This window comes from Micromonospora phytophila, from assembly GCF_023656545.1.
Lineage (GTDB): Bacteria > Actinomycetota > Actinomycetes > Mycobacteriales > Micromonosporaceae > Micromonospora > Micromonospora phytophila.
Genome location: NZ_JAMOKF010000011.1, coordinates 19849 through 44084 on the forward strand (window position 1 = coordinate 19849; position 24236 = coordinate 44084).

The window sequence follows — 24236 nt, forward strand, 5'->3', positions numbered from 1 at the left end:
GCGACGAGGCCCCCGGCGGGTGCCGGGGGCCTCGTCGTCCGTGCTGCTTAGCGGTACGACCCGAAGTCGAAGTCGTCCAGCGGAACCGCCTGGCCGCTGGCCGGCCCGAAGCCGTAGTCGGTCTCCGGGTAGCCGGTCATCGAGTAGACCTTGGCCTTCGCCTCCTCGGTCGGCTCGACCCGGACGTTGCGGTACTTGCTGATGCCCGTACCGGCCGGGATGAGCTTACCGATGATCACGTTCTCCTTGAGGCCGACCAGCGAGTCGCTGCGCGAGTTGATCGCAGCGTCGGTCAGCACCCGGGTGGTCTCCTGGAAGGAGGCCGCCGACAGCCAGGAGTCCGTGGCCAGCGAGGCCTTGGTGATACCCATCAGCACCGGGCGACCGGCGGCGGGCTCGCCACCCTCGGAGACGAGTCGGCGGTTCTCCGACTCGAACAGCGCCCGGTCGACCAGCACACCCGGCAGGAACTCGGTCGAGCCGGAGTCGATGACCGTCACCCGCTTGAGCATCTGGCGGATGATGATCTCGATGTGCTTGTCGTGGATGAGCACACCCTGCGAGCGGTAGACCTCCTGGACCTCCTGGGTCAGGTGGACCTGGACCGAACGCGGGCCGAGGATGCGCAGCAGCTCGTGGGGGTCGATGGTCCCCTCGGTGAGCTTCTCGCCGACCTCGACGTGACCGCCGTCGTGGGTCCGCAGCCGGACCCGCTTGGAGATCTTGTCGTAGACGATCTCCTCGCTGCCGTCGTCCGGCACCACGATGATCTTCCGCGACCGCTCGCCGTCCTCGATCCGGATCCGACCCGGGGTGTCGGCGATGGGCGCCTTACCCTTCGGGACCCGGGCCTCGAAGATCTCCTGGACACGGGGCAGACCCTGGGTGATGTCCTCACCCGCGACACCACCGGTGTGGAAGGTACGCATGGTCAGCTGCGTGCCGGGCTCACCGATCGACTGGGCGGCGATGATGCCGACCGCCTCGCCGACGTCCACGGTCTTGCCGGTCGGCAGCGAGCGGCCGTAGCACGCACCGCAGACGCCCAGCTTCGACTCGCAGGTGAGCACGCTGCGCACCCGGACCGTCTCGACCCCGGCGGCGACGATCTTGTCGACCAGGATCGAGTTGATGTCCGAGCCCCGCTCGGCGACGACGGTGCCGTCCGGCCCCTTGATGTCGTCGGCGAGGGTACGCGCGTGCACGCTGGTCTCCGCGTGCTCGTGCACGGCCAGCTTGCCGCCCTCCAGGCGCTCGCCGATCTGCATCGGGATCGCCCGGTCGGTGCCGCAGTCCTCCTCGCGGATGATCACGTCCTGCGAGACGTCCACCAGACGACGGGTCAGGTAACCCGAGTCGGCGGTACGCAGGGCGGTGTCCGCGAGGCCCTTACGGGCACCGTGCGTGGAGATGAAGTACTCCAGCACGGACAGACCCTCCCGGTACGAGGCCTTGATCGGCCGCGGGATGATCTCGCCCTTCGGGTTGGCCACCAGACCACGGATCGCCGCGATCTGCCGGAGCTGGAGCAGGTTACCGCGGGCACCCGAGTGGATCATCTTCCACAGCGGGTTCTCCTGCGGCAGCGCGGTGTCCATCTCCTTGGCGACCTCGTTGGTCGCCTTGGTCCAGATCTCGATGAGCTCGCCGCGACGCTCCTCGGCGGTCATCAGACCACGCTGGTACTGCTTGTCGATCCGGTCGGCTTCCTTCTCGTACTTCTCCAGGATCTCCCGCTTGCGCGGCGGAGCGATGACGTCCTCCATGCCGATGGTGACGCCGGACCAGGTGGCCCAGTGGAAGCCGGCCTCCTTGAGGCCGTCCAGGGTGGCCGCGAGGGCCACCTTCGGGAAGCGCTCGGCGAGGTCGTTGACGATCGCGGAGAGCTGGCCCTTGCGGATCTCGTAGTTCACGAAGCGGTAGCCCTGCGGCAGCGTCTCGTTGAACAGGACCCGGCCCAGCGTGGTCTCCACGGTCAGCGCGTCGCCCTCGACCCAGCCCTCCGGGGCGGTCCACTGCTCGGCGCCGGCGCCGTTGTCGACCCCGACCACACCGCGCAGCCGGATCTTCACCGGGGCCTGCAGGTGCAGCTCGCCGTTGTCGAACGCCATCCGGGCCTCGGCGTCCGAGCTGAACGCCCGGCCCTCGCCCTTCTCACCGGTGGTGAGGTGGGTGAGGTGGTAGAGGCCGATGACCATGTCCTGGGTGGGCATGGTGACCGGCTTGCCGTCGGCCGGCTTGAGGATGTTGTTCGACGACAGCATCAGGATCCGCGCCTCGGCCTGGGCCTCGGCGGACAGCGGCACGTGCACCGCCATCTGGTCACCGTCGAAGTCGGCGTTGAACGCGGTGCAGACCAGCGGGTGGATCTGGATGGCCTTGCCCTCGACCAGCTGCGGCTCGAAGGCCTGGATGCCCAGCCGGTGCAGGGTCGGCGCCCGGTTCAGCAGGACCGGGTGCTCGCCGATGACCTCTTCCAGCACGTCCCACACGACCGGCCGCTGCCGCTCGACCATCCGCTTGGCGGACTTGATGTTCTGCGCGTGGTTGAGGTCGACCAGCCGCTTCATCACGAACGGCTTGAACAGCTCCAGCGCCATCTGCTTGGGCAGGCCGCACTGGTGCAGCTTGAGCTTCGGGCCGACCACGATGACCGAACGGCCGGAGTAGTCGACGCGCTTGCCCAGCAGGTTCTGGCGGAACCGGCCCTGCTTGCCCTTGAGCATGTCGGAGAGCGACTTCAGCGGGCGGTTGCCCGGACCGGTGACCGGCCGGCCGCGACGGCCGTTGTCGAACAGCGCGTCGACGGCCTCCTGGAGCATCCGCTTCTCGTTGTTGACGATGATCTCGGGCGCGCCGAGGTCGATCAGCCGCTTGAGGCGGTTGTTCCGGTTGATCACGCGGCGGTACAGGTCGTTCAGGTCGGAGGTCGCGAAGCGGCCACCGTCGAGCTGCACCATCGGGCGCAGGTCCGGCGGGATGACCGGGACGCAGTCCAGCACCATGCCGAGCGGCGAGTTGCGGGTGTTCAGGAACGCCGCGACGACCTTGAGCCGCTTGAGCGCTCGGATCTTCCGCTGGCCCTTGCCCGAACGGATGGTCTCGCGCAGGCTCTCGGCCTCGGCGTCGAGGTCCATGTTCTGGACCAGCGCCTTGATCGCCTCGGCGCCCATGCCGCCGGTGAAGTACTCGCCGAACCGGTCCCGCAGCTCGCGGTAGAGCAGCTCGTCGGTGACCAGCTGCTTCGGCTCCAGCTTGCGGAAGGTGTCCAGCACCTCGTCCAGGCGGTCGATCTCGCGCTGGGCCCGGTCGCGGATCTGGCGCATCTCGCGCTCTCCGCCCTCCTTGACCTTGCGCCGGACGTCCGCCTTGGCACCCTCGGCCTCCAGCTCGGCCAGGTCGGCCTCGAGCTTGGCGGCCCGCTTCTCGATCTCCGAGTCGCGGCTGTTCTCGGCCTGCCGCTTCTCGGCGAGGATCTCGTTCTCGATGGTCGAGAGGTCACGGTGACGCGACTCGGCGTCCACGCTCGTCACGACGTACGAGGCGAAGTAGATGATCTTTTCGAGGTCCTTGGGGGCGAGGTCCAGCAGGTAGCCCAGCCGGCTCGGCACGCCCTTGAAGTACCAGATGTGGGTCACCGGAGCGGCGAGCTCGATGTGCCCCATCCGCTCACGACGGACCTTCGACCGGGTCACCTCGACGCCGCAGCGCTCGCAGATGATGCCCTTGAAGCGGACCCGCTTGTACTTACCGCAGTAGCACTCCCAGTCCCGCTGCGGACCGAAGATCTTCTCGCAGAAGAGCCCGTCCTTTTCCGGCTTCAGGGTGCGGTAGTTAATCGTCTCAGGCTTCTTGACCTCACCGTGCGACCACTGACGGATGTCGTCGGCGGTGGCGAGGCCGATGCGCAGCTCGTCGAAGAAGTTGACGTCGAGCACTATGTCCCCTATGTCGTCGTCTGTACTGCTTAGCTATTGGGTGGGGTCGGGAGCCGGCGAGCCGGCCCCCGACCGCTCACCTCAGACCTCTTCGACCGAGCTCGGCTCGCGCCGGGACAGGTCGATGCCCAGCTCCTCCGCGGCCCGGAACACCTCGTCGTCGGTCTCGCGCATCTCCAGGGCCACACCGTCGCTGGAGAGCACCTCGACGTTGAGGCACAGCGACTGCAGCTCCTTGAGCAGCACCTTGAACGACTCCGGGATGCCCGGCTCCGGGATGTTCTCGCCCTTGACGATGGCCTCGTAGACCTTGACCCGGCCCAGGACGTCGTCGGACTTGATCGTCAGCAGCTCCTGCAGGGCGTACGCGGCGCCGTACGCCTGCATCGCCCAGCACTCCATCTCACCGAAGCGCTGACCACCGAACTGCGCCTTACCACCCAGCGGCTGCTGCGTGATCATCGAGTACGGGCCGGTCGACCGAGCGTGGATCTTGTCGTCGACCAGGTGGTTGAGCTTCAGGATGTAGATGTAGCCGACCGCGATCGGATCCGGCAGCGGCTCACCGGAGCGACCGTCGAACAGCTGCGCCTTGCCGCTGGAGCCGATCAGCTGCTTGCCGTCCCGGTTGGGCAGGGTCGACGAGAGCAGACCGGAGATCTCCTCCTCCCGGGCACCGTCGAAGACCGGGGTGGCCACGTTGGTGTCCGGCTCGGACTCGTGGGCGTCGATCGAACGGAGCTGACGCTTCCAGTCCGTGTCGTCGCCCTCGACGCTCCAACCGGTCTTGGCCACCCAGCCGAGGTGCGTCTCCAGCACCTGGCCGATGTTCATCCGGCTCGGCACACCCAGCGGGTTGAGCACGATGTCGACGGGGGTGCCGTCCTCCAGGAACGGCATGTCCTCGATCGGCAGGATCTTGGAGATGACGCCCTTGTTGCCGTGCCGGCCGGCGAGCTTGTCGCCGTCCTGGATCTTCCGCTTCTGGGCCACGTAGACCCGGACCAGCTCGTTGACGCCCGGCGGCAGCTCGTCGCCGTCCTCGCGGGAGAAGGTACGCACACCGATGACCGTGCCGGTCTCGCCGTGCGGCACCTTCAGCGAGGTGTCCCGGACCTCGCGCGCCTTCTCACCGAAGATCGCGCGGAGCAGCCGCTCCTCCGGGGTCAGCTCGGTCTCGCCCTTCGGCGTGACCTTGCCGACCAGGATGTCGCCGGGGACGACCTCGGCGCCGATCCGGATGATGCCGCGCTCGTCGAGGTCGGCGAGCATCTCCTCGCTGACGTTCGGGATGTCGCGGGTGATCTCCTCCGGACCCAGCTTGGTGTCCCGGGCGTCGACCTCGTGCTCCTCGATGTGGATCGAGGTGAGCACGTCCTGCTGCACGAGGCGCTGCGACAGGATGATCGCGTCCTCGTAGTTGTGGCCCTCCCAGCACATGAACGCCACCAGCAGGTTGCGCCCGAGCGCCATCTCGCCCTCGTCGGTGCAGGGACCGTCGGCGATGACCTGGCCGGCCTCGATGCGGTCGCCCTCGAAGACGACCGGCTTCTGGTTGACGCAGGAGCCGGCGTTGGAGCGGCGGAACTTGTGCAGCAGGTACGTCCGGCGGTGGCCGTCGTCCTGGTGGATGGTGATGTAGTCGGCGCAGAGGTCCTCGATCACACCGCCGACCTCGGCGACGACGACGTCACCGGCGTCGACCGCGGCGCGGTACTCCATGCCGGTGCCGACCAGCGGCGACTCGGCCTTGACCAGCGGCACCGCCTGGCGCTGCATGTTCGCGCCCATCAGTGCCCGGTTGGCGTCGTCGTGCTCGAGGAACGGGATCATCGCGGTCGCGACCGAGGTCATCTGCCGCGGCGAGACGTCCATGTAGTCGACGGCCCCGGGAACCACGTCCTCGGTCTCGCCGCCCTTACGGCGGCACAGGACCCGGTCCTCGGCGAAGGTGCCGTCGGCCTTGAGCGGCGCGTTGGCCTGCGCCTTGACGAACCGGTCCTCCTCGTCCGCGGTCAGGTAGTCGATCTGGTCGGTGACCCGACCCTCGACGACCTTCCGGTACGGCGTCTCGATGAAGCCGAACGGGTTGACCCGGGCGAAGGTGGAGAGCGCGCCGATCAGACCGATGTTCGGGCCTTCCGGCGTCTCGATCGGGCACATCCGGCCGTAGTGGGACGGGTGCACGTCGCGGACCTCGAAGCCGGCCCGCTCCCGGGACAGACCACCCGGGCCGAGCGCGCTCAGCCGGCGCCGGTGGGTCAGGCCCGCCAGCGGGTTGGTCTGGTCCATGAACTGGGACAGCTGCGACGTACCGAAGAACTCCTTGATCGCCGCCACCACCGGGCGGATGTTGATCAGGGTCTGCGGCGTGATCGCCTCGACGTCCTGGGTGGTCATCCGCTCGCGGACGACCCGCTCCATCCGGGAAAGACCGACCCGGACCTGGTTCTGGATCAGCTCACCCACGGTACGCAGGCGGCGGTTGCCGAAGTGGTCGATGTCGTCGGCCTCGTAGCCATCCTCACCGGCGTGCAGCCGGCAGAGGTACTCCACGGTGGCGACGATGTCGTCCTCGGTCAGCGTGCCGGTGGTGATCGGCACGCCCACTTCGAGCTTCTTGTTGAACTTGTAACGACCGACCTTGGCGACGTCGTACCGCTTCGGGTTGAAGAAGAGGTTGTCGAGCAGGGTCTGGGCGTTCTCGCGGGTCGGCGGCTCGCCAGGGCGGAGCTTCCGGTAAATGTCGAGCAGCGCCTCGTCCTGGCCGGCGATGTGGTCCTTCTCGAGCGTGGTCATCATCAGCTCGGACCAGCCGAACCGCTCGCGGATCTGCTCGGCCGACCATCCGATGGCCTTGAGCAGCACGGTGACGGCCTGCCGGCGCTTGCGGTCGATGCGGACACCGACCGTCTCGCGCTTGTCGATGTCGAACTCCAGCCAGGCACCCCGGCTCGGGATGACCTTGACGCTGGAGAGGTCGCGGTCGGAGGTCTTGTCCGGCTCCTTGGAGAAGTAGACGCCCGGCGACCGGACGAGCTGGCTGACCACGACGCGCTCGGTGCCGTTGATGATGAAGGTGCCCTTCGGCGTCATCATCGGGAAGTCACCCATGAACACCGTCTGGCTCTTGATCTCGCCGGTGGTGTTGTTGGTGAACTCCGCGGTCACGAACAGCGGCGCGCAGTAGGTCAGGTCCTTCTCCTTGCACTCCTCGATCGAGGCCTTGACCTCGTCGAAGCGCGGTGCCGAGAAGGAGAGCGACATGGTGCCGGAGAAGTCCTCAATGGGACTGATCTCTTCGAGGATCTCCGCGAGACCCGAGCGTGCGTGCGGGTCGTCCGCCGACCGGCCCTGCCAAGCCTCGTTGCCGACGAGCCAGTCGAAGGACTCGTTCTGAATGGCGAGGAGGTTGGGGACCTCGAGGTGTTCGGTGATCCTGCCGAATGAAACTCGGCGGGGAGCGAAAGCGCTCGACGTACGACTGGTCTTCGCAGGGCGGGAAGCTGCCAAGATGCGTCCTTCCGAGGACCGGTGCTGCAGAACGGCTGGTACGCGTGCACTCCAATGACCCCACCAGAAATATCCGTAAACGGACATTTCCGAGCAGGGGTCAATTCGGAAGGCAGCGCAAACTAGCAGTGTAGCCGAGAGGCTAACCGCTGTCCAGCCCACCCCGCAGGTCGTCGCGGAACGTGCCTCGGGACCCCTCGGACGGGGTCTCACCGGGCCGCTCAGAACACAACGTTCCTGCCGGGCCGCTCAGGTGCCGCGGGCGATGGTGTCGCCCCTGCCATTACCCAAGTGGTGGCCGTTGCAAGCGCGGAAGGTCTTGCTGGTGTCAGCGTGCCTGCCGAGCCGGGGCCGCGTCAAGGGCCGGTCTCCGGGTCGCCGTGTCTTTCCCACCGACGGGCGACCGCCCGGCACCGCTCGCCGGCACGGACACAGAGCGTCGACGCCCTGCTCACGCGCGCTGCCGCCGGAACCACCAACACGGCGGGCGGCGATCCACTGTCGGATCACCGCCCGCCGTGACGCGGTGTGCCCCGGCTCACGTGAGCCGGAAGCGCGCCTGGTCGCACTCAGATCACTTGAGGGTGACCTTGGCGCCTTCGCCCTCGAGCTTGGCCTTGGCCTTGTCCGCGGTCTCCTTGTTGGCCTTCTCCAGGACGGCCTTCGGAGCGGCCTCGACCAGGTCCTTGGCCTCCTTGAGGCCCAGGCCGGTCAGCTCACGCACGACCTTGATGACCTGGATCTTCTTGCCGCCGTCAGCCTCGAGGATGACGTCGAACTCGTCCTTCTCCGGCTCGGCCTCGGCCGGGGCGGCAGCGCCACCGGCAGCGGCGACCGCGACCGGAGCGGCGGCGGTGACCTCGAAGGTCTCCTCGAACTGCTTCACGAACTCGGAGAGCTCGATCAGCGTCATCTCCTTGAACGCGTCGAGGAGCTCGTCGGTGCTGAGCTTCGCCATGTCTGGCGTCCTTTCCTGAATCTGTTAGGTAAGAACTGGGTGCGCCGGGGGGCCTCAGGCCGCCTCGGCGCCCTCCTTCTCGCGCTTGTCCTGCAGGGCGGCCGCCAGGCGGGCGGTCTTCGACAGCGGGGCCTGGAACAGGGCCGCGGCCTTGCTCAGGTTGCCCTTCATCGCGCCGGCCAGCTTGGCCAGCAGCACCTCGCGGGACTCCAGGTCGGCGAGCTTCGTGACCTCGGCCGCGGAAATGGCCTTGCCCTCGAAGACACCGCCCTTGATGACGAGCTTCGGGTTGGCCTTCGCGAAGTCGCGAAGCCCCTTCGCCGCCTCGACGACGTCGCCCGAAACGAAAGTCAGCGCGGTAGGACCGGAGAACAGCTCGTCGAGCCCGGAGATGCCCGCCTCGGTCGCGGCACGCTTTGCCAGCGTGTTCTTCGCGACCGTGTAGGTGGTCTCCTTGCCGAGCGAGCGCCGCAGCTGGGTGAGCTGGGAAACCGTCAGACCGCGGTACTCGGTCAGCACCGCAGCGCCCGCGTTACGGAAGCTCTCGGTCAGCTCAGCGACGGCCGTGGCCTTGTCGGCCCGGATCGGCTTGTCCGCCATGTCCCTCCTCTCTCGTTGCTCGAGGCTGGTCACCGTCGTAGGCCGGAGCTTTCGACGGGGGCGGAGGCGTCGCGACAACGAAAAAGCCCCGGCGCAGGGCGCACGGGGCGAGGGCCGGCGGCGAGGTCACGGTCGGCGGACCATGATTCACAGCCGAGTTTCGCTTGCCGCCCTGCGCGGGTCGCCCGTCGTAGCGGAACCTTCGACCGTGCCGGGGCACGGTGACCAGCGGTCTCTGGGTGGAACTTCGCGGCCAAGGTTACGCGACACGTCCCCTGACGCCAAATCGCCCCCCGCGTGGACCGCATCACCCCCTCCCCAGTCCCGCCGTGACCAGGGCGCCGGGGGGCGGGCCGCCCGCGGTCAGGGTCCGCCGCCAGAGATAGCGCCAGCCGGCGACCGGGGCGTTGGGGGCGTCAGCGGTCAGGGCCGGTGGCGCCGCCGCCAGAGATAGCCCGCGCCGGCGGTCGCGCTCCACGCCAGGGCCCAGGCGGTGAGCAGGGCTGCGGTCGGCGCGGCCAGGTCGTCCGCGGCGGCCCGGGCGGTCGCCATGACCGGCGGGGCCAGCCAGGGAGCCACCGAGCCGGTCAGGCCGAGCACGACCGCGCCGACCCCGCCGAGGGCCAGCACCGCGACGCCGTACCCGGCGCCGCCCGTGGACGCCCGGCTGGCCAGCGCCCCGAGGGGCACCGCCGCCGGTACGGCCAGCAGATGCGCCCACACCCCGACGGCGAGGCCGACCGGAACGGACCGGTCGCCCGGCTCCACCGGGCCGGTGACCCCACCGACCAGCCAGGGGAAGAGCAGCGCGACGGCCACCGTGCCGAGCCCCGCCATGCCGGCGGCCAGCAGCCCGGCCAGTCGCTCCCGGGGCACCCCGACCAGCACCTGGGCCAGTCTGCGCTGCACGTCGGGCTCCACGTCCAGCAGCACCTTCGTCTGCCAGGCCAGCACCGGGAAGAGCACCACCGCCGAGACGCCGTACGCCTCCCCCGGCTGGGCCCGGCCGCCGCCGTAGAGGACACCGAGGGCCACCAGGCCGGCGAGCACCGGCGCCAGCGCCCGTCCGGTACGCAGGAAGCCGGCGAGCCGCAGCCGCAGCAGCGCGGTCACCCGGGCCCTCCGGCAGCCGGATCCGCCTCGGCGGCGGGGGTGGCGTCGGGGCGTACCCGCAGGATGTGATGGCCCCCGGCGCGCAGGCGGGCGACGGCGCCGGCGACCCGCGCGGCCGGCACCGCGACCTCGACCACGACCATCGCCGTGTCGGTCGACGGCGCGCCGTCGGTGACCGTGCCGTCGGTCACCGTCCAGCGGCGGGCCCCCGGCAGCCGGGCGACCTCGCCGCGGTGGTCGCTGACCAGCACCGACCCGCCCGCGGCCCGCACCTCGTCGACCACCGCCGGTACGAGGTCGCGGGTGGCGGCGTCCAGGCCCTCCCAGGGCTCGTCGAGCACCAGCAGACCGGGCGGACGCAGCAGCGCTTGAGCCAGCCCCACCTTCTGCGCCGTCCCCTTCGACAGCTCCGGCAGCCGGACCCGGCGGAACCCGGTCAGGCCCAGCCGGGAGATCCAGTGGTCCACCGCCCGGTCCGCCGCCTCCGGGTGCAGGCCGGCGGCCCGGCCTATCGCGCTCAGGTAGCGCTCGACGGTGAAGGGTTGGTCGGCCGGGAAGCGCTCCGGGACCCAGCCGACGTGCCGGGGCCGGTCGGTCACCCGCCCCCGGCTCGGCCGGAGGACCCCCGCGGCCACCTGGAGCAGGGTCGACTTGCCCGCGCCGTTGCGGCCGAGGACGACCACCACCTCGCCCGGGTCGATCCGCGCCTGCGTCTCCCGCAGCACCCACGGCCCGCGCCGGTGGTACCGCAACCAGACGTTCTCCAGCCGCATCCGGTGAGCCTGCCACAGCGGACAGACGAACGGGGCCCCGCCACGATCCGTGGCGGGGCCCCGTTACGGGAGTCGTGCTCAGGCCTCGGCCGAGCCCTCCTGGATGTTCTTCACCACGTTGGGGTCGACCGGGACGCCCGGGCCCATGGTGGTGGTGAGCGTGACCTTGCGCAGGTACTTGCCCTTCGCGGCGGACGGCTTGGCCCGCAGGATCTCCTCGAGAACCGCCGCGTAGTTGTCGATCAGCTGGCTCTCGGAGAACGAGGACTTGCCGATGATCAGGTGCAGGTTCGAGTGCTTGTCCACCCGGAAGGTGATCTTGCCACCCTTGATGTCCGAGACGGCCTTGGTGACGTCCATGGTCACCGTGCCCGTCTTCGGGTTCGGCATCAGGCCGCGCGGGCCCAGGATCCGCGCGATCCGGCCGATCTTGGCCATCTGGTCCGGCGTGGCGATCGCCGCGTCGAAGTCCAGCCAACCGCCCTGGATCCGGGCGACCAGCTCGTCGGTGCCCACCTCGTCCGCACCCGCGGCGGCGGCCTCTTCGGCCTTCGCGCCGGCGGCGAAGACGATCACGCGGGCGGTCTTACCGGTGCCGTGCGGCAGGTTGACCGTGCCGCGGACCATCTGGTCCGCCTTGCGGGGGTCGACGCCGAGGCGCATGGCGACCTCGACCGTGGCGTCGAACTTGGCGGTGGTGGTGTCCTTGGCGATCTTGACCGCCTCGGCCGGGGTGTAGAGCTTCGACCGGTCGATGACCTCGGCGGCCTTGCGGTAGCTCTTGCTGCGCTGCATGTCTGGTTGCTCCTGTGGTCTCTGGCGGGCCGCGATCACCGCGCGCCCTCCCACGATCTGTTCGGTCCGGTGGTGCCGACGTCAGTCGTTGACGACGATGCCCATCGACCGGGCGGTGCCGGCGATGATCTTCTCAGCCTGGTCGAGGTCGTTGGCGTTGAGGTCGACCATCTTCTTCTCGGCGATCTCGCGCACCTGGGCGCGGGTGACCGAGCCGACCTTCTGGCTCTGCGGGACGCCGGAGCCCTTCTCCACGCCGGCGGCCTTGATCAGCAGCCGGGCGGCGGGCGGGGTCTTCAGGACGAAGGTGAAGCTCCGGTCCTCGTACACGCTGATCTCGGCGGGGACGATGTCGCCCCGCTGAGCCTCGGTCTGCGCGTTGTAGGACTTGCAGAACTCCATGATGTTGACGCCGTGCTGGCCGAGCGCGGGGCCGACCGGCGGCGCCGGAGTCGCCTGGCCCGCCTTCAGCTGAAGCGTGAACGTCTTGACGAGCTTCTTCTTCGGAGGCATGTCACTTCCTGGGGCTTGAAACTGGGAAAGGTGCAGCTGACGCCACCCGCGGGCGCGCACGGTCAGCACGATGCGACAGCGGCGACGTTCTAGGGTAGCGCAGGGCTTGGCCGCCCCGTCCGCCGAGGTCGAGCGGCAGGACAAAAGGTACGCCGGCGGCGGGCCAACGCCCACCGCCGGCGACCGACGAATCAGATCTTGGTGACCTGGTTGAAGTTGAGCTCCACCGGCGTCTCGCGGCCGAAGATCGACACCAGCACCTTGAGCTTCTGCTGGTCGGCGTTGATCTCGCTGATCGTCGCCGGCAGCGAGGCGAAGGCCCCGTCGGTGACGGTGACCGAGTCACCGACCTCGAAGTCGAGGACCCTGATCTCGGGCTTGGCCTTCTTCTGCTCGGTCTCGACGGCCGGCGCCAGCCACTTCAGCACCTCGTCGAGGGAGAGCGGCGCCGGCCGGTCGGCCCGGTCCGTCGCGCCCACGAAGCCGGTCACGCCCGGCGTGTTGCGCACGCAGGAGTAGGACTCGGCGGTCAGCTCCATCCGGACCAGGATGTAGCCCGGGAAGACCTTGGCCTGGACCTGCGACCGCTTGCCGTTCTTGACCTCGACCTCTTCCCGGGTCGGCACCTCGACCTGGTAGATGTAGTCCTCCATGTCGAGGCTGGTGATCCGGGTCTCGAGGTTGGTCTTGACCTTGTTCTCGTAGCCGGCGTACGAGTGCACCACGTACCAGTCGCCCGGGGCGTAGCGCAGCTTCTGCCGCAGCTCGGCGACCGGGTCGTACTCCTCGTCCGGCGCGGGCTCGGTGGTCGGGAACTCCGGCTCGCTGGCGGCCTCGATCGACTCGTCACCAGCCGCCGTCGCCACCGTGGACTGGTCGTCCGTGGTCTCGGCGGTCTCGTCGTACTCAGGCACGCTCGCTCACTTCCGTCACTATCGGCTCAGTCGGCCGCTCAGCTGGGGTTGCCGAAGACCCACAGCACGCCCTTCGCGAACGCGAAGTCGAGAAGGCCCACGATCGTCAGCATCACCGCGACGAAGGCGACCACCACGGCCGTGTAGGTCAGCAGCTCCTTGCGGGTCGGCCAGATGACCTTACGCAACTCGGCCACGACCTCGCGGATGAACCGGGCGATACGGCCGAACAGGCCCACCCGGTCGGTCTCGGCACGGGTCTTGGACCGGCTGTCGGCAGACTCCGCCTTCGCCCGCGACCGGGTCGCGGTGCCGCCCCGGGTGACCGGCTCGTCCGCGTCGGTGGCGTCGTCATCGGCCACGTCGTCGACGACCTCGTCGTCCAGACGATCGTCGCCGGCGTCCTCGCCGCGCCGCTTGTTGTCGGCCACTTCGCCCTCCGTCGCGGGATGTCGGGTCGCACGCCATCGGCGTGCGCGGCGTTTGGTCACGCCGGCCGGACCAACCGTCCCGCGACGGGCCGCGGCCGGCGGATCGACCGGGGGGCCCGATTGCCTCGGAACCACCCCGCCGATGCCACCACCACGGGCCGGACGCCGCCGGACGGCGGCGCGACCCACGGGAACGGTCAGGCCTGAGGCGCAGGGGTGACAGGACTTGAACCTGCAGCCTGCGGTTTTGGAGACCGCTGCTCTGCCAATTGAGCTACACCCCTGTGCGGCAACACTCACCCCACCCCGCCATGGAAGGCCGGGCAGGGCTCACTTGCCCCACGGCGGACCAGTGTACGGGTAGCGGCACGACTTTCCCAACCGGTCTGCCCGTCGCGCGTCGGAAGCCCGGTCAGCGGGCCGTCCGGACCGTCGCCCTAGCCTGCGAGAGGACCTTCTCCCCCAGGCAGGTGGCGGTCACGTCGAGTCTGGTCAGACCGTCCTCGGTGACCTCCCGGACCACGGCGGTGACCTCGACCTCGGTGCCCTCGTCGTCGTCCGGCACGACCACCGGCCGGGTGAACCGCACGTTGTAGTCGACGACCGCGTCCGCCGCGCCGGCCCACTCCGCCAACGCCCGGCCGACCAGCGCCATGGTGAACATGCCGTGGGCGATCACGCCGGGCAGGCCGACCTTGGTGGCGACCCGGTCGCTCCAGTGGATCGGGTTGAAGTCCCCCGAGGCGCCGGCGTAGCGGACCAGGTCCGCGCGCGTCACCCGGAACGTCCTGGCTGGCAGCTCCATCTCAGCCCTCCCCGCGTACAACGATCTTCGACCAGACGGTGACCACCGGCTCCCCGGCCGCGGTGCTGACCTCGGTGCGGGTGGTCAGGAAACCGTGCCCACCACGGTTGCTGACGTCCTCGATGACGTTGACGCAGACCAGCTCGTCCCCGGCCACCACCGGACGGGTGTACGCGAAGCGCTGGTCGCCGTGGACGACGCGGCTGTAGTCGACGCCGAGGGCCGGGTCCTCGATGATCTGCTGGCTGGCGGCCATGGTGACCACCACGGGAAAGGTCGGCGGGGCGACCACGTCCGGGTGGCCGAGCGCGCGGGCGGCCTCCGGGTCGTGGTGGGCCGCATCGGTGGCGCCGATCGCCGACGCGAACTCGCGGATCTTTTCTCGGCCCACCTGGTAGGGGGCGGTCGGCGGATACGTCCGGCCGACGAAGGACGGGTCCAGGGACATGCCGGTGAACCTACACGCAAAAAACAATCGCCGATCTATACGGGCAGGCCACGGCCGGAGCCGTGCCGCCCGTACAGATCGGCGTTCGTAAAGTGTCGTGGAGCCGGGGCCGGCGAAGCCGGCCGCAGGTCAGCGGGTCTCGCGGTGGACCGTGTGCTTGCCGTCCCGCGGGCAGAACTTCTTCAGCTCGATACGGTCCGGGTCGTTACGACGGTTCTTGCGCGTGATGTAGTTGCGCTCCTTGCACTCCACACACGCCAGAGTGATCTTCGGCCGGACATCGGTCGCCTTCGCCACGGCGGAGTGCCTTCCTCGCTACGGATAACAACTACAGCGCATCAGCCTAGGCGCTGACAACGCGGACATGCAAAGTGGGCGCCTGTGGCGCCCATCCCACCGACCGCCGGGTGCGGCCCCGGTGGACGAGAGTAGCGGTGGCCGGACTTGAACCGGCGACACAGCGATTATGAGCCGCTTGCTCTGCCATCTGAGCTACACCGCCGTGGCGGGTCCAGCCGGACCCTCTGAGCCCCCTTACGGAATCGAACCGTAGACCTTCTCCTTACCATGGAGACGCTCTGCCGACTGAGCTAAGGGGGCCTGCGCGATCTCCCCGGGGGGTGACGCGCAGGAGATACATTACACGGCCACGCGGCGGAGATGAAATCGGATCCCCCACTGCCGCGTTCCCGCAGCTCAGGGCACGACCCGCAGCCTGGGCAGCTCCCCGGCGGAGATCGTCTCCGGGTCCACCTGGGCGCCGAACCAGGCCTCCAGCCGCTCGTACGGCAGGGGTCGGCTGAACAGGAAACCCTGACCGATCTCGCAGCCGATGTCCTGGAGCAGCTCCAAGGTCAGCTCGCTCTCCACGCCCTCCGCGACCACGGCCAGGCCGAACTGCTGGGAGAGGGTGACCACGGCGTTCACGATCGCCAGGTCGCCCGGATCCGTCGCCATGCCCTGCACGAAGGAGCGGTCGACCTTCACCTCGTGCACCGGCAGCCGGCGCAGCTGGGCCAGCGACGAGTTCCCGGTGCCGAAGTCGTCCACCGAGAGCCGTACGCCGAGGTCCCGCAGCCGGCGCAGGGTCGGGATGGGCCGCTCGGTGCCGTCCAGCACCCCGGCTTCCTTGATCTCCAGGGTGAGCCGCTGGGGCGGCAGCCCGTACTCGTCGAGCAGGTCCTGCACCTGGGCGGGGAAGTGCGGGTCGGTGAGCGTACGGCCGGAGAGGTTGACCGCGACGGCGAGCGGCTGGCCGGCGTGCGACCAGTCGCGACTGCGCCGCAGCCCCTCGCGGAGCACGAACTCGGTGAGCCGGCCCAGCTGGCCGGTGTGCTCGGCCACCGCGACGAAGTCCTCCGGCGCGACCGTCCCGTGGGCCGGGTGCTCCCAGCGGGCCAGGCACTCCACGCCGACCAGCCGACGTTCCCGCAGCGTCACCTTGGGCTGGAAGTAGACCTGCAGCTCGCCGTCGTCCAACGCGCGCCGCAGGTCGCCGGCGAGCCCGAGGCGCCGCAGCGACCGGGACTCCAGGGCCGGGTTGAACAGCTGCACGCTGCCCGGCACGGACTTGGCCGCCGTCGCCGCCAGGTCCACCCGTTGCAGCAGGGAGGCGGCGTCGCTGCCGTGATCCGGGTGTACGGCGACACCGACCGCCGTGTCCACGTCCAGCGTCAGCGCGTCGAAGACCATCTCGTCGCGGATCTGCTCGCGCAGCTGCCCCGCCAGCTCCAGCGCCGCCTCGGCGCTCTCCAGCCGCAGCGTGACCAGGAACTCGTCCCCGCCGGCCCGGCCCACCAGAGCCGAGGAGGGGGCGCAGGCGCGCAGCCGGTCGGCGACCTCGACGAGGACCTTGTCTCCCGCGGCGTGCCCGAGCGACTCGTTGACCTGGCGCAGCCCGTCGACGTCGAAGAGCAGCAGCGCCACCACCTCGCCCGGCGCCCGGATCTTCACGGCCTCGTCCAGCGCGCCGGTGATCCGTCGCCGGTTGGGCAGCTTGGTCAGCGTGTCGTGGTACGCGTCGTGCCGCAGCCGGTCGACCAGCCGGGAATTCTCCAGCGCCACCGCCGCGTGCGCCGCCACCGTCTCCAGGACGGCGATGTCGCTCGGGGTGAAGTGGTTGCCGTCGCCGAGCCGGTTGGCGACCTCCAGCGTGCCGATGACCACCTGGCCCGAGCGGAGCGGAACGATCACCACGTCCTTGATCCGGCGCTCGGCGAGGTCGCCGCGGAACTCCGGATCGGTGGTGACCACCCGGCCGATCGCCACGGTGCGACCGCTCTCCCGCACCCTGCGCCGGATGTTCGGCGGGGTACGCGCCAGGTCCAGCAGGCCCGGGTCGTCGACCCGGGCGGTCAACAGCGTCTCCGGGTAGAGACCCTGCGCCGGCAGCCAGAGCGTCGCGTACTCGGCCTGCATCAGCGCACGCACCCGACCCAGCAGCGCGTCGGCGAGGGTGCCGCTCGGCCCGCTCTCCATCACCGCACGGGTCAGGTCGTAGAGGTCGGTCAGGGTCCGGTGCTGGCGGAAGAACTGCGCGTACGAGCGGTAGACCAGAGCCAGACCGGCGGCGAGGGCCGCGAGCAGCACCAGCGACCACCAGGTCGCCTGGACCACGATGAGCACGACCAGGGCGACCGAGACGTTGATCGCGGCGGTGAGCAGCGCCGGCTTCCCGGTACGCAGCGCGCCCCGGCCGGTCTGCCAGCCGTGCAGCAGGGTGTGCACCCCGACGACGGAGACGACGCTCACCAGCATGAGCAGGCTGACGGCGGCGAACATGCTGCCCCAGGTCCGCGGCCCGACCCCGTCGATCGGCGGGAAGGCCTGCAGGGCGAGGGTCGCCAGCGAGGTGCCCGCCGCCGCCCGTGCCACGTTGAACCAGACCTTGGGCGCCGACATCCGGTGCCCCCGGATGTGCGTGACGAGCGACGCCAGCGTGTAGACGGCGACGACCGTCAGCGGCGGTAGGTAGTAGAGCGCGAAGACGAGCGGCAACTCGGTGAGCGTCACACCGAGCGTCTGCCGCCGGACGATCAGGCTCAGCAGCGGCAGCCCTGCCGCGATCATGAGGACGAGGAGCAGCGCCGCCTCCGCCCAGTCGCCGACCGGCCGGTCGGCGACGAGCCCCGTGACGGTGGCGCAGACCACCGCCAGCAGCGCCAAGGGAGCCGTGATGATCCAGGCGTCCTCGGACGACCTACGTCGGGATCGATCGCGCCCGATCATCCGGCTCCTTGGGTTTCGCGTCATGACGCAGTGTCACCGACGCGCGGGGCGGCCCCCATGCCTGAGCGGCAGGGAAGGGACCGCTGGCCGGTCACTGCCAGACGAGATCCTGGGTCTGCAGATCGCCCAGACCGCCAAGGTCCACGACACCGAAGGCAGCAGCGAGGGTGAGGAGAACGAGAAGCGAGCCAAGCAGCCGGCCCGACCTTCGACCAGACATGATTGCTCCTGTCGCGAGAGAGACACAGGGGTGATGGGTTCCACGATCGTGCCACACCGCGCGCACCCAGAAAAGCGGTGAGCGGGGCGCCGGACCGAGCGTCGGGCAGGTTTCGCCGTTCGGGCGAGGCCCGACACCACGCCGGTCCAGATCACGGGCACTGTCGGGCACTGTGCACTTCGCACATTGCGCAATGCGACCTTCGAGGCAATTCACACGACCGCCGCTCCGGCCGGCGGAGACGCTCACCCTGAGTGACCCTCAGCGGGCGACACGATCCCGGACATCGACCACCATACTCGCTCGGCGCGATCGCGCCAGTGCCGAGAACAAGTTCGGCGGCCGCCACCGGTCGCCGCCCCCGATGCGCCCTCCGCTCCCGGGTATCACACGTGCGCGCCCCGGTTGTGTCAGTGCGGTGAGGAACCCACGACCGGCGTCGCCACCCGCAGGATGAGGAGCAACTCTGATGTCCACCACCTAGGTCGCCGTCACCGTTTTGGCCGCCGCCACCCCCGGCCAATCGCGCCACTGTTCGGCGAGCAGTCCGTAGATCAGGGTGTCCGTCCACTCGCCTTTCGCCCAGTGGTCCCGGCGCAGGTGCGCTTCCTTGACCATGCCCACCCGTTCGCACAGGCGCGCCGATGCCTCGTTCCGGGCGTCGACGTGGGCGATCACACGGTGCATGCCACAGTGCGCGAAGGCCAGGCCGAGGAACGCGCGCACCGCCTCCGTGGCGAACCCACGGCCCGACACCGACGGGCGGAAGGCCCAGCCCATCTCTCCCCGGGACAACGTCTCGTCGGCCGGCCACAGAATGACATCGCCGACGACCTCGCCCTCGTGCTCCGCCACCAGCGCCAGCCGGGACTCGGGCCCGGTGATGCCCGAGCTGTGGAGGCGCTTTTCGACCACCTCGGCCGCGAACTCGCGCGACCACGGCTCCCAGGGGATGTAGCGGGCAACGAGCGGGTCGCTGTAGTACGCGAGCAGGGCGTCCACGTCATCGGCCCGGTACTGGCGAAGGAGCAGTCGCTCGGTGCGGATCGGCAGTGCCAGCTCGGACATGCCGCCAGTATCGGCCTCCGTGCCTCATGGCGCGCTCGGCGGCCCCCAGGCGGACTCCATGATCTAACGCGTCATCGCCGCCTGCCTGACGCCGGCCTGACGTGCTGGACGACGAGGGTGACCGAGGTCGACGACAACAAGGGACGACAAAGGCCCCTGACCAGCGTTTCCGCAGACCACGGGCCTTTGTCGTTGCCTGGTGGCGGGTAGAGGATTCGAACCTCTGAAGCTTTCGCGACGGATTTACAGTCCGCTCCCATTGGCCGCTCGGGCAACCCGCCAGGGCACCCCACCGCGTCGTAACGCGGCGGCGCAAGCAAGGATAGCGGCTCCCCCCGGCACCGGCGCAACCGGGTACGGTCAGGGGGTCGTACCGCTGGTCAGCGGGGGACGCAGGACCACAAATCGCCGGACAGCAGGAGCATGAGCATGGCAGCGAACCCGTCGTTCGACATCGTGAGCAAGGTCGACCGCCAGGAGGTCGACAACGCCCTCCGCCAGGCGGAGAAGGAGCTCGCGACGCGGTTCGACTTCCGGGGCACCGGCGCCGAGATCTCCTGGTCCGGCGAGGAGGCCATCGGCCTCCAGGCGGAGACCGAGGAGCGGGTGCGGGCTGCGCTGGACGTCTTCAAGGAAAAGCTCGTCAAGCGGAACATCTCGCTCAAGTCGCTGGACGCTGGCGACCCGCGTCCGTCCGGCAAGACCTTCAAGATCGACTGCAAGGTCATCCAGGGCATCGAAACCGACAAGGCCAAGGCGATCAGCAAGAAGATCCGCGACGAGGGTCCCAAGGGCGTACAGGCCCAGATCCAGGGCGACCAGCTGCGGGTCACCGGCAAGAAGAGGGACGACCTCCAGGCCGTCATCGCCCTGCTCAAGGGTGAGGACTTCGGCGTGGCTCTCCAGTTCACCAACTACCGGTAACCGGCAGCCACCCCGGCCGGGCGAGCGGTCGATCCCCCGCTGTGACCTGGGCGGACGTCGTCGCCAGTGGTCGTCGTTCGGCAGCACTGTCTGACGCCCGACGGCCTGGCGACGGCCTGCCTTGCTGCCCTGAGAACCAACCCGCGCCGCCCAACGGCTACCTGGCGGCCGGCGGTCACGACCAGGGTGGCTCCCCCAGCAGTTCACGGCAGGCCGTCATCACCTTCTGCTGGGCGTCGCCGATCCGGGCCTCGGCCTGTGTCATGTCCGCCTTGCCGTGGCTGCCCACGTCCAGGTCGCCAGCCTTCTGCGCAGCCTCCAGCAGTTCGCGGCCGCCGGCGCTGACTTTGGCGTCGGTCGCGCCGCTGGCCCGCCTCCCGGCGGTGAGATTCAAGGCGAAGAAGACGTTGTTCCTCTCCACCACATACGCCACGGCGTCACAGCCGCGGCGGGTGACGTCGTCCGGGGTGGGTCGACTGGCGGCGGGCTTTTCGTCCGTGCAGGCACCCAGGAGCAGGGCGACAGCCAGCATGCTCGCCGTGAGGGGACGATTCACGGGGGAATGGTAGACCGGCGATCATGCACCGGGATGGCCGGTCGTCTCGGCATCGCCGAACCGCTCGCCGTCGCCACCGGTCGTGTCCGGCCAATCAACCCAACGACGCTGGCCTCGGCAGGACAATGGAACCCGACGAGGGAGGTCGGCGATGAGCGAGGACCGGGAGCACCCTGACCGGTCGACGGACGACGAGTCCGAAGCCCGGCGCGCCAGGTTCGGCAAGCTGCCGGCCCGAGTCGCGCCGGAGGACCTGGTCGAGACGAGAGACACCGATCCACCGCACGACGAGCCGGGGGAGCCTCCGGTGCGCCGGGAGTGGGTGTAGGGCCGGCTCACATCGGCGGGATGACCGCCCGCGAGCGCAGCCGAGGCTGGAAAGCGCCGAGCCCGGCGGCGAGGGGCCGGCCGGGTCAGGTGGCGAAGATCAGCAGCAGGATCACCGTCAGGATCGCGCTGATCAGCAGGGAGCCCAGGCATCCCACCCGGTTCGAGAAGAAGAAGAACATGAGGGTGCTGTACCCCCGGCGCCGGCATCCAGACCGGCACGGCGCGATCGTGGCGGCGCGCCAGCCCGTCGGTCTGCCGTGTTGACCGGCGGGAACCGCCGACACCAGCGCGGACTCACCGCGCACCCGCCCCAGGCCGGTGCCCGGCTCCAGGTCGCACAACCGCGCCGCCTCCGCGCCGGGGCACGTCCCCCGGAGCGCCGGGGGCGGCCGGTAAGGCCGGGTTGCCGTCGGCGTCGCGGGACACCCCCACCAGGCCCTGCGAACGAGGACGAGGCATCGCGCCGACGATCATCGCCAGCACCAGCGAGCGGACCGGGGATCCCGTGCGGCCGGATCAGGCCGGAACGGGCTCCTCGGCGCGTACCGCCGTGGCCTCCGCGCGGGAGATGGGGCCGGCGGGCAGGCCGGCGACCCCGGCCCCGACGGCGACCGCCGCCCCGGCGAAGAGGAACGCCCAGGGCACCCCGCCGGCGTGGTCGACGATCAGCCCGGCCACCGCGCCGCCGGCGGCGCTCGCGCCGACCGACATGGTCACCACCCAGGTGTACGCCTCGTTCAGCATGCCGGCCGGGGAGATCCGCCCGATCAGGGTGTTCTCCAGGGTGAGCGCGGGCGCGATCGTGGCGCCGCCGATCACCAGGGCGGTGCCCAGCGCCGCCGGGGTGGGCATGAGCGCGAAGACGACGAAGGTCGCGGCCACTGCGGCGAGCAGCCAGGAGAACTGCCGGGTCATGTTCCGGGCCGGTCTGCGTACGCCGAACCAGAACCCGCCCACGGCGCTGCCGATGCCCCAGACGGCCAGCAGCAGACCGGCGAGGCTGTCCGGGTCGTCGGCGGTGTAGCCGGTCGCGAACGCCGGCACGATGACGCCCGCCGCGCCGAAGGCGATACCCAGACTGGCGACGCAGACCAGCAGCGCCGGGAAGCCCCCGACCCGCAGCGGGCCGAGCCCTCGGGCGTGGTTTTCGTGCGGGTGGGGACGCCAGCCGCGCATCACCCGGCCGAGCGCCACCGCCGTGGTGCCGACGAGGGTCACCACCGCCGAGCCGACCAGCGCGGCGGCGGCGTCGGCGATCAGCACGAACCCGGCGACGAGCAGCGGGCCGAGCACGAAGACGATCTCAAACAGGGTGGTCTCCGCGGCCAGGGCGGTGTTGCGCAGGTGCCACCGGCCGGAGGCGGGACCGGTCAGCTCGTTCCAGGCGCCCCGGATCGCGGCGGTCAGCGGCGGGTACGTCGCGCCGGCCACGCCGGCTGCCACGAAGACCAGGGCGAGGCTGCCGGCCTCCGCGCGGGCGGCCCAGAGCAGTCCGAGCAGGGCCAGCGGGTGGGCGACGGCGGTGCCGAGGAGCACCGGACTCGGACCGATCCGGTCGGCGATCCGCCCGGCGACCGGGCTGAGCGCGGCCCCGGAGAGGGCGTAGATGCCGCCGGCGACCGCGGCGAGCGAGTAGCGCCCGGTGACCTGCTCCACGACCAGCAGCAGCGCCAGCGGTGTCATTCCGATCCCGAGCCGGCCGATGATGCCGGTCACCAGCAGCATCGGCGCGCCGGGGATCCGCCAGACGCCCAGGTACTGGCGCAGTGCGGCCACGGTCGACCTCCAGGGATGTAATGGGTGGGAGCCCTTGCGACCCTAACGCTCGGGGCGTCCGGGCAGAAACGGTTAACACGCTCACACCCGGCGCCCGACAGACTCCGCCCGCGCCCGGACGGGCCGGGCGCGGGCGGAGGTGGTGCCGTCAGCGGGTCAGCGCTGGAACTGGACCGGGCCGCTGTTGGCGGCCATCCGCTCCAACCGGGCGACCCGCTCCTCCATCCGGGGGTGGGTGGAGAAGAGCGCAGCCACGCCGCCGCCCTTCAACGGGTTGTCGATCATCAGGTGGGCGGTGCTGGTCAGCTGCCCGTGGGCCGGCAGCGGTCGGCGCTGCGTCCCCATGTGGATCTTCCGGAGGGCGCTGGCCAGAGCCAGCGGGTCGCGGGTCAGCTGGGCGCCGGAGGCGTCCGCCTGGAACTCCCGGCTCCGGCTGATCGCCAACTGGATCACGGTGGCCGCGATCGGGCCCAGGATGATGGTGAGCAGCAGCACGGCCGGGTTCGGGGCGTCCTCGTCGTCCCCACCGCCCAGCGGGATGAACCAGGCGATGTTGGCCAGCGCGGTGATGATGCCGGCCAGACCGGCCGCCACGCTGGAGATGAGGATGTCCCGGTTGTAGACGTGCGACAGCTCGTGCCCGATCACCCCGCGCAGTTCACGCTGGTCGAGGATCTCGGTGATCCCCTGGGTGACGCAGACGGCCGCGTGCTGCGGGTTGCGCCCGGTGGCGAACGCGTTGGGCTGCGAGGTGGGGCTCACGTAGAGACGGGGCATCGGCTGCCCGGCCTCGGTCGCCAGCTCACGCACCATCCGGTACAGCTCGGGGAACTCCGCCTCGCTGACCGGTTGCGCCCGCATCGAGCGCAGTGCGAGCTTGTCCGAGTAGAAATAGGTGATGCCGTTCATCACCAACGAGATGAGGACGGCGATGACCAGGCCGCCACTGCCGCCGAACCAGTAGCCCACCGCCAGGATCAGCGAGGTGAGCAGGCCGAGCAGCGCGGCGGTCTTCAGACGGTTGTGGTGCACGATCACTCCTTCGGTGCACGGACCACCAGGGTCCGCTGACCGGTACAACAACCCGGTACCCGTCAACCATCCGTCTCATGGCTGAGAATTGGCTGGAATGCCCGCAGCGCGAGCGGGCCTGATCCCGCCGGATGCGGGAACCCGGGTGTGGAGAGCGCGCCCGTCAGCGGGCGGCGACGTCGAGCACGAGCTGCGGGGCGAAGCCGAGCACGACGGCCACCGCCGTCGTCACGGCCAGCACCGCGCCGACCGTCCGGGCCCGCACGACCGGGACGGCGGCCGGAGCCGGGGTCCCGGCGGC

General features: G+C 70.1%; 21 protein-coding genes and 4 tRNA genes. 2 read left to right on the plus strand and 23 right to left on the minus strand.

The genetic code is table 11. The features are described 5' to 3' along the window. Positions 1–47: 47 nt before the first annotated feature. The 20 genes from NCC78_RS03610 to NCC78_RS03700 form a co-directional block, all read right to left on the minus strand. Positions 48–3938: a DNA-directed RNA polymerase subunit beta' gene (locus NCC78_RS03610; RefSeq protein WP_250791719.1), complete on the minus strand. Its 3891-nt coding sequence runs from the start codon at positions 3936–3938 to the stop codon at positions 48–50. Positions 3939–4019: 81 nt separating this feature from the next. Further along, complete coding sequence (gene rpoB, locus NCC78_RS03615; RefSeq protein WP_250791720.1) at positions 4020–7451, minus strand: DNA-directed RNA polymerase subunit beta; 3432 nt, start codon at positions 7449–7451, stop codon at positions 4020–4022. A gap of 574 nt (positions 7452–8025) precedes the next feature. After that, the gene (rplL, locus tag NCC78_RS03620; RefSeq protein ID WP_250791721.1) at positions 8026–8409 is read right to left on the minus strand and encodes a 50S ribosomal protein L7/L12; all 384 of its coding nucleotides are present in this window, start codon (positions 8407–8409) and stop codon (positions 8026–8028) included. Positions 8410–8463: 54 nt separating this feature from the next. Continuing rightward, entirely contained in the window at positions 8464–9009 is a 546-nt protein-coding gene (gene rplJ / locus NCC78_RS03625; protein ID WP_250791722.1) for a 50S ribosomal protein L10, read from the minus strand. Between the two features lie 423 nt (positions 9010–9432). Continuing rightward, a complete protein-coding gene (locus NCC78_RS03630) occupies positions 9433–10122 on the minus strand; it encodes a hypothetical protein (protein ID WP_250791723.1) in 690 nt (229 codons plus the stop codon). Then, positions 10119–10895, minus strand: coding sequence for an ATP-binding cassette domain-containing protein (locus tag NCC78_RS03635; protein ID WP_250791724.1), 777 nt, complete (start codon positions 10893–10895; stop codon positions 10119–10121). Before NCC78_RS03635 ends, NCC78_RS03630 begins: the two co-directional genes overlap by 4 nt. A gap of 78 nt (positions 10896–10973) precedes the next feature. Then, positions 10974–11690 carry a 50S ribosomal protein L1 gene (gene rplA, locus NCC78_RS03640; protein ID WP_250791725.1) on the minus strand — a complete coding sequence of 239 codons (717 nt, stop codon included), beginning with the start codon at positions 11688–11690 and terminating at the stop codon, positions 10974–10976. 81 nt (positions 11691–11771) lie between these two features. Continuing rightward, positions 11772–12203, minus strand: coding sequence for a 50S ribosomal protein L11 (gene rplK / locus NCC78_RS03645; RefSeq protein ID WP_250791726.1), 432 nt, complete (start codon positions 12201–12203; stop codon positions 11772–11774). Positions 12204–12394: 191 nt separating this feature from the next. Then, positions 12395–13117 carry a transcription termination/antitermination protein NusG gene (gene nusG, locus NCC78_RS03650; RefSeq protein ID WP_250791727.1) on the minus strand — a complete coding sequence of 241 codons (723 nt, stop codon included), beginning with the start codon at positions 13115–13117 and terminating at the stop codon, positions 12395–12397. Between the two features lie 38 nt (positions 13118–13155). Next, the gene (secE, locus tag NCC78_RS03655; protein WP_250791728.1) at positions 13156–13548 is read right to left on the minus strand and encodes a preprotein translocase subunit SecE; all 393 of its coding nucleotides are present in this window, start codon (positions 13546–13548) and stop codon (positions 13156–13158) included. Between the two features lie 211 nt (positions 13549–13759). Beyond that, a tRNA-Trp gene (locus tag NCC78_RS03660) sits at positions 13760–13832 on the minus strand. 128 nt (positions 13833–13960) lie between these two features. Beyond that, on the minus strand, positions 13961–14353 hold the full coding sequence (locus tag NCC78_RS03665) for a MaoC/PaaZ C-terminal domain-containing protein (protein ID WP_250791729.1): 393 nt from the start codon (positions 14351–14353) through the stop codon (positions 13961–13963). Position 14354: 1 nt separating this feature from the next. After that, the gene (locus NCC78_RS03670) at positions 14355–14801 is read right to left on the minus strand and encodes a MaoC family dehydratase N-terminal domain-containing protein (protein WP_250791730.1); all 447 of its coding nucleotides are present in this window, start codon (positions 14799–14801) and stop codon (positions 14355–14357) included. A 129-nt stretch (positions 14802–14930) separates the two neighbouring features. Continuing rightward, complete coding sequence (gene rpmG / locus NCC78_RS03675) at positions 14931–15098, minus strand: 50S ribosomal protein L33 (protein ID WP_013288652.1); 168 nt, start codon at positions 15096–15098, stop codon at positions 14931–14933. 132 nt (positions 15099–15230) lie between these two features. Continuing rightward, positions 15231–15303, minus strand: a tRNA-Met gene (locus tag NCC78_RS03680). A 25-nt stretch (positions 15304–15328) separates the two neighbouring features. Then, positions 15329–15401 (minus strand) — tRNA-Thr (locus NCC78_RS03685). A 96-nt stretch (positions 15402–15497) separates the two neighbouring features. Next, a complete protein-coding gene (locus tag NCC78_RS03690) occupies positions 15498–18029 on the minus strand; it encodes a putative bifunctional diguanylate cyclase/phosphodiesterase (protein ID WP_250791731.1) in 2532 nt (843 codons plus the stop codon). Between the two features lie 91 nt (positions 18030–18120). Continuing rightward, positions 18121–18249: a hypothetical protein gene (locus NCC78_RS31955; RefSeq protein WP_284706218.1), complete on the minus strand. Its 129-nt coding sequence runs from the start codon at positions 18247–18249 to the stop codon at positions 18121–18123. 480 nt (positions 18250–18729) lie between these two features. Then, positions 18730–19317, minus strand: a complete 588-nt coding sequence (locus NCC78_RS03695; RefSeq protein WP_250791732.1) for a GNAT family N-acetyltransferase — start codon at positions 19315–19317, stop codon at positions 18730–18732. A gap of 197 nt (positions 19318–19514) precedes the next feature. Further along, positions 19515–19598, minus strand: a tRNA-Tyr gene (locus NCC78_RS03700). A 148-nt stretch (positions 19599–19746) separates the two neighbouring features. Between NCC78_RS03700 and NCC78_RS03705 the strand changes: the two genes are divergently transcribed. Further along, on the plus strand, positions 19747–20241 hold the full coding sequence (locus tag NCC78_RS03705; RefSeq protein ID WP_250791733.1) for a YajQ family cyclic di-GMP-binding protein: 495 nt from the start codon (positions 19747–19749) through the stop codon (positions 20239–20241). A gap of 175 nt (positions 20242–20416) precedes the next feature. Here the strand turns inward: NCC78_RS03705 and NCC78_RS03710 are convergent, their stop codons facing one another. Then, the gene (locus NCC78_RS03710) at positions 20417–20797 is read right to left on the minus strand and encodes a hypothetical protein (RefSeq protein WP_250791734.1); all 381 of its coding nucleotides are present in this window, start codon (positions 20795–20797) and stop codon (positions 20417–20419) included. A 151-nt stretch (positions 20798–20948) separates the two neighbouring features. Between NCC78_RS03710 and NCC78_RS03715 the strand changes: the two genes are divergently transcribed. Further along, entirely contained in the window at positions 20949–21125 is a 177-nt protein-coding gene (locus NCC78_RS03715) for a hypothetical protein (RefSeq protein ID WP_250791735.1), read from the plus strand. A gap of 518 nt (positions 21126–21643) precedes the next feature. On the opposite strand, the gene NCC78_RS03720 is transcribed toward NCC78_RS03715, so the two are convergent. Further along, on the minus strand, positions 21644–22903 hold the full coding sequence (locus NCC78_RS03720; protein WP_250791736.1) for an MFS transporter: 1260 nt from the start codon (positions 22901–22903) through the stop codon (positions 21644–21646). A 156-nt stretch (positions 22904–23059) separates the two neighbouring features. After that, positions 23060–23935 carry a zinc metalloprotease HtpX gene (htpX, locus tag NCC78_RS03725; protein ID WP_250791737.1) on the minus strand — a complete coding sequence of 292 codons (876 nt, stop codon included), beginning with the start codon at positions 23933–23935 and terminating at the stop codon, positions 23060–23062. Between the last annotated feature and the right edge of the window lie 301 nt (positions 23936–24236).

Coding starts and splice junctions, on each gene's coding strand:
- rplL (WP_250791721.1), bottom strand. CDS start 8,409: ATGGCGAAGCTCAGCACCGACGAGCTCCTCGACGCGTTCAAGGAGATG.
- rplJ (WP_250791722.1), bottom strand. CDS start 9,009: ATGGCGGACAAGCCGATCCGGGCCGACAAGGCCACGGCCGTCGCTGAG.
- NCC78_RS03635 (WP_250791724.1), bottom strand. CDS start 10,895: ATGCGGCTGGAGAACGTCTGGTTGCGGTACCACCGGCGCGGGCCGTGG.
- rplA (WP_250791725.1), bottom strand. CDS start 11,690: ATGCAGCGCAGCAAGAGCTACCGCAAGGCCGCCGAGGTCATCGACCGG.
- rplK (WP_250791726.1), bottom strand. CDS start 12,203: ATGCCTCCGAAGAAGAAGCTCGTCAAGACGTTCACGCTTCAGCTGAAG.
- NCC78_RS03665 (WP_250791729.1), bottom strand. CDS start 14,353: ATGGAGCTGCCAGCCAGGACGTTCCGGGTGACGCGCGCGGACCTGGTC.
- NCC78_RS03670 (WP_250791730.1), bottom strand. CDS start 14,801: ATGTCCCTGGACCCGTCCTTCGTCGGCCGGACGTATCCGCCGACCGCC.
- NCC78_RS03690 (WP_250791731.1), bottom strand. CDS start 18,029: ATGATCGGGCGCGATCGATCCCGACGTAGGTCGTCCGAGGACGCCTGG.
- NCC78_RS31955 (WP_284706218.1), bottom strand. CDS start 18,249: ATGTCTGGTCGAAGGTCGGGCCGGCTGCTTGGCTCGCTTCTCGTTCTC.
- NCC78_RS03695 (WP_250791732.1), bottom strand. CDS start 19,317: ATGTCCGAGCTGGCACTGCCGATCCGCACCGAGCGACTGCTCCTTCGC.
- NCC78_RS03705 (WP_250791733.1), top strand. CDS start 19,747: ATGGCAGCGAACCCGTCGTTCGACATCGTGAGCAAGGTCGACCGCCAG.
- NCC78_RS03715 (WP_250791735.1), top strand. CDS start 20,949: ATGAGCGAGGACCGGGAGCACCCTGACCGGTCGACGGACGACGAGTCC.